Below are 15,790 nucleotides of genomic sequence, written 5' to 3'. Positions count from 1 at the left end.
GCCGCTGCGCGGCCCCGCCATGAGAAAGCGCCCGACACCTGGCAAGCGCTTTCTCATTTGATGTCGGAGTGCTCAGGGAGTCGAGTCCAATATTGTCTGAACGTCTTCCACGGGTGCGCCAATCAGATTGGCAATGAATGACGCGCTCACGCCGCTCCTCTGCGCCAGAATTCGAATCTCAGTTCGATCCGCTTCGCTGAACGCAGTCGTTGCCGGATGAGGCAGTGCTACCGGGACGGCGTCGATAGCCTCGTCCTGCGGCGCGAGGAGGGGCAGATCCCCCTCGTGCAAACGCTCAATCGCCGCGTAAGGCTGCTTGAGTCGCGCAGCCACGTCCTTCAGACTCTCGCCTTCATTCATTGCACGAACTGCCTCGATTTCCTGCTCCGGCGAGAGCGGAGGAATCCATTCGTAATGGTCGATGGCACCCGGCGACATGGCTGAGGATGTGCCCGGTTGAGGCGACCGCGAGGGCGCTATGAAGCCACCCGCATATTCCTGCTCGACGAGCGCGATCGTGCTCTCGGGCAAGGCGGTTGCCTGGGCGAAATCGCCAGTCGACAAGCTGTAGTTCACGTTGCTGAGTATTCGCGCGATATCGTCGAGTTGCTCGGACGTGACAGAGTGCATGCTTTGCGTCTGGAATTCCTTCACAAGACTGCGTGCCTTCCATGGGGAGATGCCGAGTTTTCTCGCAACCTCCTCTTTGTCATAACCCTTTTCGAACATGTCCATTGCCGCGTCCCGGTCTTTCGACGTGAAATGTAGGTCGTGTGTACTCTCGGGTCCGCCGTGCGTCAGACGCCTCACATATTCCGGATGCATGTCCAGGGAGTCAGCCACCTCTTCAGGAGATTTGCCTTTGGCTAGAAGTTCGCTCGCCAGCGAATCCCTTGCCATCCGGTGCTCATTGGCCACCCCCCGTACCGTTTCAAGTGGAAGATTCAGGTCCCGGGCAACTTCTCTGGACGTTTTGCCCTCGTCCAGTTGCTGGATCGCCGCTGTGCGGTTTTCCGGCGTCGTATCCCACCACGACCTTTTGTAGGTATTGGCGTTGTAATTCGCAAGAACGTCTCTGACCTTACCCCTCGACAACTTGACTGCACCGGCGATTTCGCCGGTGTTTTTCCCTTGGTCGTTCAGTGCGAATATCTGGTCGATCTGCTCGGGCGTAACGCCCTTCGGCAGCGGAGGAGCCAGGCCCGCCCGCCTCGCAATCAACGACACGTTCGATTGAGATGCACCGGTCTGCGCGACTATTTCCCGGCTCGTCATTCCCTCCTTGAGTCGCTCGATGATCTTCTCACGGTCTCCCGGTGACGTTTTCAGATTGCGCAGGGAGGCCGCGGCGGTAAGCGGGATATTCTGTTTCTTCGCGATATTGTTCACTGTAAAAAGGGAGACCCCCAATTCGCGTGCTATTTGTCTATGTGAAAGATCGCCTTTCTCTAACAGTTGAATGGCTTTCAGTCGAATTTCCGGCTTGATTGCCCGTTGAGGAAACGCGCGTCTGGCGGTTGACCTGATGCCGGCAGTCGCCGCAATCCTGCTGACAGTCATTTCCGAAATTCCCAGTTGATCGGCTATCTGGACCTGTAACAACTGACCCTCTCTCAGCAGCCTGATAACCTCTCGTCGCATTTCATCCGTGACGGGTACTTTAGGCTTGTAGATGGCCCGAACCCCGGTGATTTTCTCGTTATCCGCAATTCTTCTCACTGTTGAATCAGATATTCCGAATCTCTTTGCAATCTGGCTGACCGATAACTCTTTTTCTTTTAGCAGTCTGATGAGTTCCTGCCGGACTTCGGGGCTCATTTTTTTCCCCGGGGCTCCGCCCCTCAGCCCCACCTCACTGTCAAGCTCCCACTGGTGCGATGTTTCATTCAGGCGAACGGGATATTGCGGTTTCAAATCCGCTCCTTTGCTAAACACCCGCCAGCTTTCGGTGTCCCGGTCAAAGCGGACGTGATAGGCCGCTCCGCCCAGTTCGATATACCGGTCACCTTTGGCATCCACGAGGATCCCCGGGGTCGAGCCCGGACGGAGATCTTTCAACGAGACGCCAGGATCGGCATAGCTCGCCATTGACCCATAGGGGCTGTCCCCCACGCTCTGGCGCGCAAGCAGGCTGATCGGATCCACTGCGGGCCCCGCCTCGGCAACGGTCTGCTCCCGCAACGCTTTTTCCGCTGCCTGCGCGTCGCGACTCAAGGTCTGTTCTGCCTGTCGCCCCTCGAGAATGCCTTCGCCCGCGGCCTGAATCAGACCTTTGCCTGCTGAGGCGCCTCCTTCTCCCGCCATATTGACCGCCTCGACATCTTGCGCCGCTGCGGAAAGCGCCTTACCCGAAAGACCGATTTCTCTGGCGATACCCCAGCCTTCTCCTCCCAGCACGCCCAGCAACGCCGAACCGTAATCGAGTCCCATGCGGACGTTGTCCGGCAGGGAGGAAGGCTGGAGATCCGCCAGCGGCGCTAAAGGCGTCAGACCGAGAAGCACACGCTCGACGCCTTCCAGGACTTGCCCGGCCGTTTTTTCCGCGCGCGCCGCGGGAGTGATCGAATAGTCTTTGTAAGTGACGTCCTTGAGGACGGCGTTGTACCGGTCGCTGAGATCGCGCACGTAGTCGGCGCTCACCGGCGGCAGGTCGCCGAGAATATCCGTATATCGTTTGGCCGCGCCGACTGAATGCGCATTGAGTGGGCCGCTGACCTGATCGTGCCAGGTATCCAACGTGTCCCGCCATTGCGGCGAGTCGTGCATGCGCTGGGTAAAGGCCAGAACGACTTTATCCTTCAAATCGTCCTGTCCGGGGTTGATCTGAAAGAGTTGGCGGCCAATCAGTTCGTAGCGCCTGGCGGGATCGGTCTGCGCCTGTGCTTCCTGCAGAATGCGGTCCACTTCGCCGTTGGCCTCTTTCCAACGGGCCTTTTCCACGAGCTGGCGTTTGCCGACTTCGACCGAGATTCGCCCTTGGAGTTTGCTCTTGAGGTCGCTGGCTTCGGCGAACAGATCCTCCCGTTCGCCGGCGTCCGCAGCCCCGAGGAATTCTTCGCGCAATTTCTCCAGTTGACCGACACGCTCCCGGTCTTCCTTATTCAGATAAGCCTCTCCCATGGGCGGGTTGAAATGACCCAGCACCCGCTCGACAGGATTGTTGCGAACCCGGCTGACTCCTTCACGAACGGCGTTCTCCACGCCGGTCAATTTCTCATTGATCGCGTAGCGTTTGTCCTGATCGGTTTCAAGCTGATAGGCCACGCCCAACGTCGCAAGAACGCCACTATAGAATTGACGTTCGCTATCCGGCAGCTCGGCCAGCATCCCTTGCAGGTGCGTTTGTCTTTCCTGGAGCTGGATCACCTGAGGCGGATATCCGGTCATTTCCTGCTGGATACCGGCTTCAATTTTTTGCGCAATTCGGGAGTTCGCCTCGCTGCTGCGGTGAGCTTCGCCATCTAGCGTGTCGTAGTTCGTGTTGAGTGCCTTGAACTCCTCCAGACTCGCATCGGGCAGCGCGCGAGCGGTTGGCGTGGCCTGCTGCGGGTCGGCGGCCGCAGCGGGAAGCGTGCCGTTCAGGCCGTGGGGAACCCGTCCTGCCACGGCACCGGCGTGAGCGGATACAGCCCTCGGGGAACGGCTTTGAACCGATGGCACCTCCAGCGTGTCGCCTCTCCCCGTCGCGTGGCCCGATCGTGCGACATGCGCCAGGAGCGCCTCGCCGGATGTCTGGCGCGACGATAAAGCGGCTGACGTGGAAAACCGCGGCCGAGGGGCACGGGCTTCGCTCTGCTTCGCGGCCGCCAGCGCAGCTATCGGTCGCGCGAGAGTCGGATCCGGCGGCGCATGGTCTGCCGGCTTGGGCTTTTCAGTCTCTCTGTTCTGTCTGGAAAAATCGTCCCGGACGGGAGAAGTCCAACCGCTCGCTGGGGATATCGTCATTTTTCCAGACTCCGTATGAAGGAAAGAATGACAGCAAACATGGGAGAGGCGCCGTGCTGTCGGGCCCATTGCAGCATGGCCGAAGTCCGGAGATGTCGTACCTGGGTGTATCGACCCCGATGTCGGTCTTCGCGGACGGCTCCGGCTTGCGCGGCGGCAGCTGCCATGCCGCGAATGCCCGTCCGCGACAGTCCCGAGAGGCCAGCGGCCCGAGCACGACCCGAAAAAGGCCGAAGCCGCCGACGCACACGCGAGCGGCGTCTCAAAACAGCAAAAATCCCTGGCCGCGGAGCGCCGCTTATAATCGAGCATTCTTTGCATTCACCAGCCGACCCGACACAATGAGCGAGACCCCGAGCGACACCACCTCCACGCTTGCCAAGAGCTTCGAGCCCCATACCATCGAAGCCCACTGGGGCCCTGAATGGGAAAAGCGCGCCTACGCGGCGCCCTCCTTCGAGCCGAACAAAAAGGATTTCTCGATCCAGCTGCCGCCGCCGAACGTCACGGGCACCCTCCACATGGGCCACGCGTTCAACCAGACGATCATGGACGGCCTCACCCGCTACCACCGCATGCTCGGCGAAAACACCCTGTGGGTGCCGGGCACGGACCACGCGGGTATCGCCACGCAGATCGTCGTCGAACGGCAACTGGACGCGCAAGGCGTCTCGCGCCACGACCTCGGCCGCGAAAAGTTCGTCGAACGCGTGTGGGAATGGAAGCAGCAATCCGGCTCGACCATCACGAACCAGGTGCGGCGTCTGGGCGCCTCGATCGACTGGTCGCGCGAATATTTCACGATGGACGACAAAATGTCGGCCGCCGTGCGCGACGTGTTCGTCCGCCTGTATGAACAGGGCCTGATCTATCGCGGCAAGCGCCTCGTGAACTGGGACCCGGTGCTGCTCACCGCCGTCTCCGACCTCGAAGTGGTCAGCGAGGAAGAAAACGGCTCGCTCTGGCACATCCAGTACCCGCTCACGGACGGCTCGGGCCATCTGACGGTCGCCACCACGCGCCCGGAAACCATGCTCGGCGACACCGCCGTGATGGTCCACCCGGAAGACGAACGCTATGCGCAGTTGATCGGCAAGACGGTCACGCTGCCGCTGTCGGGCCGCGAAGTGCCGATCATCGCGGATGATTATGTCGACCGCGAATTCGGCACCGGCGTCGTCAAAGTCACGCCTGCGCACGATTTCAACGACTACCAGGTCGGCCTGCGCCACAAGCTGCCGCAAATCGAAATCCTCACGCTCGACGCGAAGATCAACGACAACGCGCCGGAAAAATACCGCGGCCTCGACCGCTTCGAAGCCCGCAAGCAGGTGGTGGCCGACCTCGAAGCGCTCGGCGTGCTCGAATCGGTCAAGCCGCACAAGCTGATGGTGCCGCGCGGCGACCGCACGGGCGTCGTGATCGAGCCGATGCTGACGGACCAATGGTTCGTCGCCATGAGCAAGCCGGCGCCGGAAGGCACCTTCAATCCCGGTAAATCGATCGCGGAAACGGCGCTCGACGTGGTGCGCAGCGGCGAAATCAAATTCGTGCCGGAAAACTGGACCACCACTTACTACCAGTGGCTCGAAAATATTCAGGACTGGTGCATCTCGCGCCAGCTCTGGTGGGGCCACCAGATCCCGGCGTGGTACGGCGAAAACGGCGAAATCTTCGTGGCGAAGACCGAAGAAGACGCGCGCGCCAAGGCCGCTGCGGCCGGCTACACGGGCGCCCTCAAACGCGACGAAGACGTGCTCGACACGTGGTTTTCGTCTGCTCTGGTGCCGTTCTCGTCGCTCGGTTGGCCGAATGAAACGCAGGAACTCAAGCACTTCCTGCCGTCGTCGGTGCTGGTCACCGGCTTCGACATCATCTTTTTCTGGGTGGCGCGCATGGTCATGATGACCACGCACTTCACCGGCAAGGTGCCGTTCGACACGGTGTACGTGCACGGTCTCGTGCGCGACGCCGAAGGCCAGAAAATGTCGAAGAGCAAGGGCAATACGCTCGACCCGATCGATATCGTCGACGGTATCGACCTCGACGCGCTGGTCGCCAAGCGCACCACCGGCCTGATGAACCCGAAGCAGGCCGCGTCGATCGAAAAGAAGACCCGTAAGGAATTCCCCGACGGCATCCCGGCGTTCGGCACCGACGCGCTGCGCTTCACGATGGCTTCCATGGCCACCCTCGGGCGCAACGTCAACTTCGATCTCGCGCGCTGCGAAGGCTATCGCAACTTTTGCAACAAGCTGTGGAATGCCACCCGTTTCGTGCTGATGAACTGCGAAGGCCACGATTGCGGCTTCGGCAAGCCGGAACAATGCGGTGAATGCGGCCCGGACGGGCACCTGACTTTCTCGTCGGCCGACCGCTGGATCGTCTCGCGCCTGCAACGCGTGGAAGCGGAAATCGCCAAGGGTTTCGCCGACTATCGTTTTGACAATGTGGCCAACGCCCTATACAAGTTCGTATGGGACGAATACTGTGACTGGTATCTCGAACTCGCCAAGGTTCAGATCCAGACGGGTCAACCGAACCAGCAGCGCGCAACACGCCGCACGCTGCTGCGCGTGCTCGAGACGGTGCTGCGCCTCGCGCATCCGGTGATTCCGTTTATCACCGAGGCGCTGTGGCAAAAAGTGGCGCCGTTGGCCGGACGTTACCCCGAGGGCAAAGCCGAGGGCGAAGCGTCCATCATGGTGCAGCCCTACCCCGTTGCGGAACCGTCGAAGATCGATGAAGACGCCGAGCAGTGGGCGGCCGACCTGAAAGCAGTGATCGATGCGTGCCGGAATCTGCGCGGCGAAATGAATCTGTCGCCGGCGGTGAAGGTGCCGTTGCTCGCTACCGGCAACGCGGAGCGCTTGCGCACCTTTGCTCCGTACGCACAGGCACTGGCCCGTTTGTCCGAAGTGCAGATCATTGCCGACGAGGCAACGCTGGATGCGCAGGCGGATGGCGCGCCAATTGCTATCGTAGGGAATGACAAGCTCGTGCTGAAGGTGGAAATCGATGTGGCAGTCGAGCGCGAGCGGTTGTCGAAGGAGATTGCGCGGCTGAGCACGGAAATCGTCAAGTGCAACGGCAAATTGCAGAATGAGAGTTTCGTTGCAAAGGCGCCGCCGGCAGTCGTTGAGCAGGAGCAGAAAAGACTGGCAGAATTCGAAGCCACAGTGGGCAAGCTGAAAGCCCAATTGGCGCGCTTGCCGGTCTGATCGACGCTCCATGCCCGCCCCCTAAGAGGCGGGCAAGGACCGATAGCTAATCCAGAGGATTCAGGGTAATCACATGCTAAAAGTTACAAAGGCGGTTTTTCCGGTAGCAGGTCTTGGCACCCGGTTCCTCCCTGCCACGAAGGCGAGCCCGAAAGAGATGCTGCCGATCGTCGACAAGCCACTGATCCAGTACGCGGTCGAAGAGGCGATGGCGGCCGGCATCACCGAAATGATCTTCGTCACCGGCCGCAGCAAGCGCGCGATCGAGGACCATTTCGACAAGTCGTATGAGATCGAGGCCGAACTCGAGGCTCGCGGCAAGGACAAGCTGCTGGAGCTCGTGCGCAGCATCAAGCCGAGCCACGTGGATTGCTTCTACGTGCGTCAGCCGGAGGCGCTCGGCCTCGGTCACGCGGTGCTGTGCGCCGAGAAGCTGGTGGGCGACAACCCGTTTGCCGTGATTCTCGCGGACGACTTGCTGTACGGCACGCCGCCTGTCATGGCGCAGATGATCGAGGTGTTCGACCACTATCACAGCTCGGTGATCGGCGTGGAAGAGATCCCGGCGCAGGAAACCAAGTCGTACGGTATTGTCGACGGCAAGGAATGGGAAGATTCGATCATCAAGATGTCGGGCATCGTCGAGAAGCCGGAGCCGAACGTGGCGCCGTCGAATCTCGGCGTGGTGGGCCGCTACGTGCTCAAGCCGCGCATCTTCGAACATCTGCGTGCGTTGAAGCCGGGTGCAGGCGGCGAATTGCAGCTGACGGACGCAATTCAGTCGCTCCTCGCCGACGAACAGGTGCTGGCCTACAAGTATCACGGCACGCGTTTCGACTGCGGCAGCAAGCTGGGTTATCTGAAGGCGACGGTCGAATTCGCCTTGCGTCACCCGGAAGTGGCTGCGGATTTCGAAGAATATCTGCGCACGCGTTCGCCGGTGCTGGAAGGTTGAACGGCTTTCTTCCGCCAGACTTTCGTTAGGCGTCGAAGCTAAGCAAAAAGGCGCTGTGCCCCGCTTTCGCGGGCACAGCGCCTTTTTTGTTTTCTGGACGGCAGACTGGGCCGGCATGAACGCCGGTGCGCCGGTTTCAGCGGCGTTTCATCAGGAAGGTGAAAACCTTGTCCTGCGCCGAGCTTTCGACGATTTCATTGCCGGTCTGCTTCGCGAACGCGGCGAAATCGCGCTGCGAACCGGGATCGGTGGCCAGCACCTTGAGAATCTGGCCGCTTTCCATGTCGGCGAGCGCCTTCTTGGCGCGCAAAATGGGCAGCGGGCACATCAGCCCGCGCGCATCGACTTCCTTGTGAATCTGAATTTGCATCGACGATGACCTTCGGGGAGAGGGGCGTCGTGGGTGACGCCGGACGGAGGGTTGAATTCTACCGCAGGGGCAGTGGGGGTGCCGGAGGGGCGCGGTTTTGGTTGTTGTTCTTTTAGGGTTTTGGCCTTTTTCCTGAGTTCGCGGTGCTCTATGCGTTGCCCCTGTGCGGGGCGGCATCTGCTTGTTCTCGCCGGGGTGTTGGCCTTTCCTTGATTTGTTGGTGGTGTATTAGCGTTGCCCCTGTGCGGGGCGGCACCTCCTTTCTTTGCCGCGGCAAAGAAAGGAGGCAAAGAAAGCCGCTTTGACCCGCCAGCTCATAAGCGGGCCCCCCGCACAGTTGCAGTAGTGGCGCATCTGGAATCGGTGTCCTCGCACATTCGGCTTCAGTGACAAGGGCGTCATCCCTCCCACCTCGCGCTCCGCGCTCGTCGGAACGGTCCACCTTTGAACCAGCGGTTGCGTCTGCGCTACCGCGGCCATCGGCTACGCCTCGGCGATGCTTTGAAGGGGCAGTGGTTTTGGAGGTCCTGACGTGGGCGACGCGGCATCGCAATCTGCTGCCGGTCGCGTCAGAGCCCAACTGGGTAACCCAGTCCCGCCGCCAAGCCCAAACACACTTGGTTATTTGAACGACCACAACGGCGCGCGCAGCGCCGCCGGAAGAATGACTGCTTTGTCACGAAGGCTGAATGTGCAAGGACACCGATTCCAGATGCACCACTACTGCAACTGTGCGGGGGACCCGCTTATGGGCTGGCGGTTCAAAGCGGTTTTCTTTGCCTACTTTCTTTGCCGCGGCAAAGAAAGTAGGTGCCGCCCCGCACAGGGGCAACGCTAATACACCACCAACAAATCAAGCAAAGGCCAACACCCCAAAAACCCTACAACCCAACCGCCTCCCCGCTCAACAACGACTCCCTCAACGCCCCCCCAATCCGCGTAGCCTCCAAAGCATCGGCAAGCGAAGCCCCGGCCTGCGCAGCCGCAGAACCAGCCCCACCTCGCACGGCAGCGACAAACGCCCGCGCCTCCAACAAGAACGCATCCTCGAACCGATCAAAAAAATTCGCCGTACATTCGTTCCGGATCCCAGTGGCGTCATAAATCTCGACGCGATTCGCACGCGGATTATGGCCAATAGCCAGCGCCCCACCACTACCAATCACTTCGCTATGCGTATCATTTCCGTGCGCCTGCGTCCGTGACGCATAAAACATGGCCAGCTTGCCGTCTTCGAACTCGCAGATCGCCACACCGTTATCGACATCGCCGAACTCACGCAGCCCTTCGTGCATCGCGGCAACACCCGCCGCAAACACGCGTTTGGCCCGCGGCCTGCCCAATAACCACCGGGCCACATCGATATCGTGCACCGTGCAATCTAAAAAGATCCCGCCAGACGTCGCCGCAAAGCGCACAAAAAAACCGTCGCTATCGTTCTGATCGGCAGTCTGCGAGCGCACCAGAAACGGCCTGCCGATCTTGCCCGCTTCGATCTTGTCGAACGCATCCTTATAGCTCGGATCGAAGCGCCGCATGAAGCCGATCGTCGCCTGCAAATGCGGATAGCGCGCCGACTCGGCCAGCACCCGCTCGCACTCCGCGAGATCCAATGACAAGGGCTTCTCGCAAAACACATGCTTGCCGGCGCGCAACGCATCGACAATCTGTTGCGCGTGCAACGAAGACGGCGTCACCAGCCAAACGGCATCCACCTCCCGATCGGCGAGCAACGCCGCGTAATCGTCGTACAGCCGCGGCGCGGGCAACGCTTCACGCGCCCACGCCCGCTCCTCTTCCACAGGACTGCAAGCCGCCACGACCGACGCGCCCGGCACGCGATACGCCAGATTTTCCGCATGCCGCTTGCCGAGACGCCCGAGTCCGACCACGCCCACCCGCAGCCGTGCCGCAGCCGCCGTCATCACAACGCCTCGCCCAGTTTGACCACGCGGCCCTCGCGCCACGAACGGCTCGCGGCTTCGGCGAGTTCGAGCGCTTTCAGGCCGTCCGCCACCGTGGTGCGCACCGGCTTGCCGTGCGTCACGGCATCGAAGAAATGCGCGATTTCATGCGCGTAAGCGGCCCGATAACGTTCGAGGAAAAACGCCTCGGGCACATCGCTCGACACCTCGGTTTTCGAGTACGCTGTGACTTCCGTGGGCCGCACGTTGCCCGCCTGCAGCATGCCGGCGCTGCCCAGCACTTCGAAGCGCTGGTCATAGCCGTACGCGGCGCGACGCGCGGTGTTGATCTGGCACAGGCGGCCGCGCTTCGTGCGGATCGTCACAGCGGTCGAATCGATATCGCCCGCATCGGCGATCGCCGGGTCGCTCAAACAGCTGCCGGTGGCATGCAGCGTGTCGGCTTCGTCGTCGAGAATCCAGCGGAAAATGTCGAAGTCGTGAATCAGCATGTCCTTGAAGATGCCGCCCGAATGCCGGATGTACTCGACCGGCGGCGCACCCGGATCGCGGCTCGTCACCACCAGCATTTCCGGCGTGCCGATTTCGCCGGCGTCCAGACGTGCCTTCAGCGCCGAGAAGGTCGGGTCGAAGCGGCGCTGAAAACCGATCATGCATACCACGCCCGCGCGCTCGACCGCGTCCGCGCAAGCCTGCGCGCGCGCCAGCGTCAGATCGACCGGCTTCTCGCAGAACACATGCTTCTTCTGCGCCGCGGATTGCATGATCAAATCCGCATGCGTGTCCGTGCTCGAACAGATCACGGTCGCGCCAACGGACGCATCACCCATCGCGCCGTCGATATCCGCGACCTGCGCGCCGTGCTCGGCGGCGAGCGCGGCGGCCGCCTCGCGATTCACGTCGACCACGTACTTGAGCCGCACGCCCGGCTGCCGCGCGAGATTCGCCGCATGAATCTTGCCGATGCGCCCCGCGCCGAATATGGCCACGTCGATCGTCTTTGCCCCATCAGTCATCGTATCCTCCGGTGTCTTTGGATTCTTCAACATTCAATTCGAGCTTGTACGCGAGCGCGATGAACAACGCCTGGCACAAGCAGATCGTGCTGGTCAGCGAGCGGAACGCGAACGCGCTGCCCTCTTTTACATACAATTGCGTGGTGGCGTAACGTGCGAGCGGAGATAGTTGGCTATCCGTAATAACGAGCGTCTTTGCCTGGTGATGATGCGCAACACGCAAGCAATACTGCGTTTCCTTTCCGTAGGGCGCGAAGCTGATCGCAATCACCACGTCGCCTTTTTTCACGCTGCGAATCTGTTCGCGGTACATGCCGCCGAAACCGGACACCAGATGCACGCGTTTGGGCGTGTGCTGCAACGCATAAACGATATAGCTCGCCACCGGAAACGAACGCCGCACGCCGATCACGTAAATGTTGTCGGCCTGCTGCAGCATCTTCACCGCGGCGTCGAACTGCTTGTCGTCGAGCCCTGCTTCGAGTTCTTCGAGACCGCCGCGCGAGGCCGCGATGAATTCACGCGCCACTGAGCCGCCGGACAGCGCGCCCGGCTTTTCGTCGATCAGCTTGCGAATCCGCTGCTGATAACTCGGCGACGAACTGCCCTGTCCGGTGTAAGCCTGCCGAAATACCGCCTGCAGATCAGAGAATCCGGAAAAGCCGAAGCGCTGCGCAAAACGCACCACGGCGGACGGATGCACGCCGCAACTCGCGGCAATGTCGCTGGTGCGGTCCACCATCACGCTCGAACGGTGCTGCTCGATATAGGTCGCGACATTCTTCAACTGACGCGGCAACGCGTCGTAGTTTTCCGCGATGCGCTGCATCAATTCTTCGACGCTTGGCAATTCTTCGGTGCTCTCTTCCGCCATGGCTCTCTCTCGGGTGCTTTATTGCAGTGCGGCAGCCGCTCGTCACGCCCGCCACACGGCCTCCTGACGCTGCCGATTATAGGCAGCCGCCGAATCAAATGGAACGTATTTTCCATTTTTATTTGCAATGAAATTTTCATTGCAACACCTTGGAAGATGGCCTAATCTTGGTCGTGAGCGATGGTGCTTTGGTGGACACACCCGGGCCGTATGCGGATGAAAAGCCGCCCGCCAGACGCTCCCTTCAAAAACGACATACCGAGAAAGGTGGAGACAATGAGACTTTGCAAGGGCAAGGCTACGCTCAGGATTCTGGTGACGGCATTGACGTTGGCGACGGGATTCGGCGCGGCCTCGGCCGCCCGCGCGGCTGACGCACACTTCGTGCTGATCAGCCACGCGCCGGATTCGGATTCGTGGTGGAACACCATCAAGAACGCCATCAAACAGGCCGACGAGGACTTCAACGTCGAGACCGACTATCGCAATCCGCCGAACGGCGACATTGCCGATATGGCGCGTCTGGTCGAGCAGGCCGCCGCGCGCAACTACGACGGCGTGATCGTCACCATCGCCGACTTCGACGTGCTGAAGAGCTCGATCAACAAAGTCACCGCGAAAAAGATTCCGCTCGTCACGATCAATTCCGGCACGGAGGAACAGAGCGCGCAACTCGGCGCGATCATGCACGTGGGCCAGCCCGAATATGTGGCAGGCAAAGCCGCCGGTGAGAAAGCCAAGGCAGCAGGCGTGAAGTCGTTCCTGTGCGTGAATCACCTCGCCACCAACACCGTGTCGTTCGACCGTTGCCGCGGTTTTGCCGAGGCGATCGGCGTCGATTACAAGTCGTCCACCATCGACTCCGGCCAGGACCCGACCGAAATTCAATCGAAGGTCAGCGCGTATCTGCGTAATCACCCGAACACCGGTGCAATCCTGACGCTCGGACCGACCCCGGCTTCGGCCACCCTGAAAGCGGTCACGCAAATGGGTCTGGCGGGCAAGATCTACTTCTGCACGTTCGACTTCTCCGACGACATCGCCAAAGCGATCCAGAACGGCACGATCCAGTTCGCGATAGACCAGCAGCCGTACCTGCAAGGTTATATCCCCGTGGCCGTGCTGGCGATCGTGAAAAAAGAGCACACCACCGATCCCGCGAAGATCCGCAAGATTCTCGAGGCGAATCCGAAGTTCAAGGAACGGCTTGCCACCTACGGTCTCGCGCCGTCCTACGGGCCGAAGAATATCCGTTCGGGCCCGGGCTTCATCACCAAGGAAAACCTCGACAAGGTCATCAAGTACGCAGGGCAGTACCGCTGATTCTTTTCTCTAGTTAGTCACGCGCACGGCGGGCACCGTTCCGATACCGGAAGGGCCGCCCGCCGCCACCGCGCATTTCACCGGCTGTCGTTCTCGCAATTCATCCCCGCGCGAGGCAGGCACAACCGGGTTCCAAGGAGACATCATGGGTGTAGCCGGCAAACACTTCCCACCGCACGTCAAGACGAATGCCGAGGCAGCCCCGCCGCTGCCCGATTCGGATGAACGGCTGCGCAAGGAATCCAGGTTCGGCCATGTGCTGAACCGCCCCGAATTCGCCGCGATTTCCGGCGCGGTACTGGTGTTTCTCGTTTTCGCGCTGACGGCCGGCAACTCCGGCATGTTCAATCTCGACGGCGTGATGAACTGGTCGCAGGTGTCCGCGTATCTGGGCATTCTCGCCGTGGGCGCGTGTCTGTTGATGATCGCCGGCGAGTTCGATCTGTCGATCGGTTCGATGATCGGTTTCGCCGGCATGATGGTCGCGATTCCATCGGTCTATTTTCACTGGCCGATTTCCCTCGCCATTCTGTTCGCGTTTGCGGGCTCGATGCTGCTCGGCGCGCTGAATGGCTATCTTGTCATGCGTACGCGCCTGCCCTCGTTCATCGTCACGCTCGCGTTCCTGTTTATCTTGCGCGGCCTCACGCTCGCGCTGTCGATCATGTTCGCCGACCGCACCATCGTCTCCGGCGTCGGCGATCTCGCGCAACAGGATTGGCTTGCGAACACGCTGTTTCACGGCGTCGCGCTGAACGGTCTTTTCACGATGCTCGCGCATCACGGCATCGGCACGCTGCTCGATAACGGCCACGCGCTCGTGCCGGGCATTCCGAAGGTGATTCTGTGGTGGCTCGGACTCGCCGCGGTCTGCGCGTTCGTGTTGGCGAAAACACGCGCCGGCAACTGGATTCTCGCGGTAGGCGGCGACGCCAACGCCGCCAAGAACGTCGGCGTGCCGGTGCGTCGCGTGAAGATTTCGCTGTTCGTGTTGACCGCGTTCTGCTCGTGCCTGTTCGCGGTGCTGCAGGTGTGCGATATCGGCTCGGCTGCCGCCGACCGGGGCTTGCAGAAGGAGTTCGAAGCGATCATCGCCGCGGTGATCGGCGGCACCTTGCTGACGGGCGGCTACGGATCGGTGGTCGGCGCGTGTTTCGGTGCGCTGATCTTCGGCGTGGTGCAGATCGGCATTACCTACACGAACGTAAGTTCCGACTGGTTTCGCGTATTCCTCGGCGTGATGCTGCTGATCGCCGTGCTGTTTAATCACTATGTGCGCCGCCGCGTCTCGCAGGCGTAACGAGGAGACGACCATGTCCGATACGAATAACGTAGCGAATACCGTGGGCAGCGCGAGCGATCGCGAGGACGACGTGATCCTCGCGCTCGAAAACGTCAACAAATACTTTGGCAAAGTGATCGCGCTAAGCGGCGTGACCTTGCGTCTGAGACGCGGCGAAGTGCATTGCCTGCTCGGCGACAACGGCGCGGGCAAGTCGACGCTGATCAAGACGCTCGCCGGCGTGCATCAGCCCTCTTCCGGCCAGTATCTGGTGGATGGCAAACCGGTGTTGTTCGAGTCGCCGAAAGACGCGCTCGACCTGGGCATCGCCACCGTCTATCAGGATCTGGCGCTGGTGCCGCTACTCTCCGTCGCACGCAACTTCTTCATGGGACGCGAGCCGCAAAAGAAACTGTTCGGCTTCCTGAGCGTGATGGACCTGGAAACGAGCGCCACCACCGCGCGCGACAAGCTCGCGGAAATGGGCATCAACGTGCGCGACCCGCATCAGCCGATCGGCACCATGTCTGGCGGAGAGAAACAGTGTCTGGCCATCGCGCGGGCGATTCACTTCGGCGCACGCGTGCTGATTCTCGACGAACCGACTGCCGCGCTCGGCGTGAAGCAGAGCTTCAATGTGCTGAAGCTGATCCACAAGGCGCGCGCGAAAGGCATATCCGTGATCTTCATCACGCACAACGTGCATCACGCGTATCCGATCGGCGATTCGTTCACGGTGCTCAATCGCGGCAAATCGCTCGGCACGTTCACCAAGGAAACCATCAGCAAGGACGAAGTGCTCGACATGATGGCCGGCGGCGCCGAGATGCAGAAGATGATCGGCGAACTCGAAGGCGCGACGATCTGATTCATTCGCGC

Annotated in this window: 10 protein-coding genes; 5 read left to right on the top strand and 5 right to left on the bottom strand. The window is 60.9% G+C overall.

The genetic code is table 11. From position 1 onward, the window contains the following. Positions 1-72: 72 nt before the first annotated feature. Entirely contained in the window at positions 73-3,945 is a 3,873-nt protein-coding gene (locus AC57B1_RS35930) for a helix-turn-helix domain-containing protein (protein WP_496420066.1), read from the bottom strand. 341 nt (positions 3,946-4,286) lie between these two features. On the opposite strand from AC57B1_RS35930, the gene AC57B1_RS35925 reads away from it, so the two are divergent. Together AC57B1_RS35925 and galU are read left to right on the top strand one after the other, a co-directional pair. Next, entirely contained in the window at positions 4,287-7,166 is a 2,880-nt protein-coding gene (locus AC57B1_RS35925; protein ID WP_496420065.1) for a valine--tRNA ligase, read from the top strand. Between the two features lie 73 nt (positions 7,167-7,239). Beyond that, positions 7,240-8,121: a UTP--glucose-1-phosphate uridylyltransferase GalU gene (gene galU / locus AC57B1_RS35920; RefSeq protein ID WP_091792656.1), complete on the top strand. Its 882-nt coding sequence runs from the start codon at positions 7,240-7,242 to the stop codon at positions 8,119-8,121. Positions 8,122-8,257: 136 nt separating this feature from the next. Here galU and AC57B1_RS35915 read toward each other — a convergent pair whose 3' ends face one another. From AC57B1_RS35915 to AC57B1_RS35900, 4 genes are all read right to left on the bottom strand, one after another. Beyond that, the gene (locus tag AC57B1_RS35915) at positions 8,258-8,485 is read right to left on the bottom strand and encodes a sulfurtransferase TusA family protein (RefSeq protein ID WP_041746333.1); all 228 of its coding nucleotides are present in this window, start codon (positions 8,483-8,485) and stop codon (positions 8,258-8,260) included. 887 nt (positions 8,486-9,372) lie between these two features. Next, the gene (locus AC57B1_RS35910; protein WP_496420064.1) at positions 9,373-10,416 is read right to left on the bottom strand and encodes a Gfo/Idh/MocA family oxidoreductase; all 1,044 of its coding nucleotides are present in this window, start codon (positions 10,414-10,416) and stop codon (positions 9,373-9,375) included. Continuing rightward, on the bottom strand, positions 10,416-11,432 hold the full coding sequence (gene iolG / locus AC57B1_RS35905) for an inositol 2-dehydrogenase (protein WP_408354161.1): 1,017 nt from the start codon (positions 11,430-11,432) through the stop codon (positions 10,416-10,418). Before iolG ends, AC57B1_RS35910 begins: the two co-directional genes overlap by 1 nt. Then, a complete protein-coding gene (locus tag AC57B1_RS35900) occupies positions 11,425-12,306 on the bottom strand; it encodes a MurR/RpiR family transcriptional regulator (RefSeq protein ID WP_007181073.1) in 882 nt (293 codons plus the stop codon). Before AC57B1_RS35900 ends, iolG begins: the two co-directional genes overlap by 8 nt. Before the next feature lie 276 nt (positions 12,307-12,582). Between AC57B1_RS35900 and AC57B1_RS35895 the strand changes: the two genes are divergently transcribed. The 3 genes from AC57B1_RS35895 to AC57B1_RS35885 all read left to right on the top strand — a co-directional run bounded on the left by AC57B1_RS35895 (position 12,583) and on the right by AC57B1_RS35885 (position 15,779). Then, complete coding sequence (locus tag AC57B1_RS35895) at positions 12,583-13,629, top strand: sugar ABC transporter substrate-binding protein (RefSeq protein WP_091792652.1); 1,047 nt, start codon at positions 12,583-12,585, stop codon at positions 13,627-13,629. Between the two features lie 145 nt (positions 13,630-13,774). Beyond that, positions 13,775-14,929 carry an ABC transporter permease gene (locus AC57B1_RS35890; protein ID WP_091792651.1) on the top strand — a complete coding sequence of 385 codons (1,155 nt, stop codon included), beginning with the start codon at positions 13,775-13,777 and terminating at the stop codon, positions 14,927-14,929. 13 nt (positions 14,930-14,942) lie between these two features. Next, positions 14,943-15,779 (top strand): ATP-binding cassette domain-containing protein, encoded by an 837-nt coding sequence (locus AC57B1_RS35885; RefSeq protein ID WP_496420063.1) that lies wholly within the window; start codon positions 14,943-14,945, stop codon positions 15,777-15,779. Positions 15,780-15,790 lie beyond the last annotated feature (11 nt).

This window comes from Paraburkholderia sp. BGA-UO-ETr-F21, from assembly GCF_059567925.1.
This window is presented reverse-complemented; position numbering and strand designations above follow the sequence as displayed.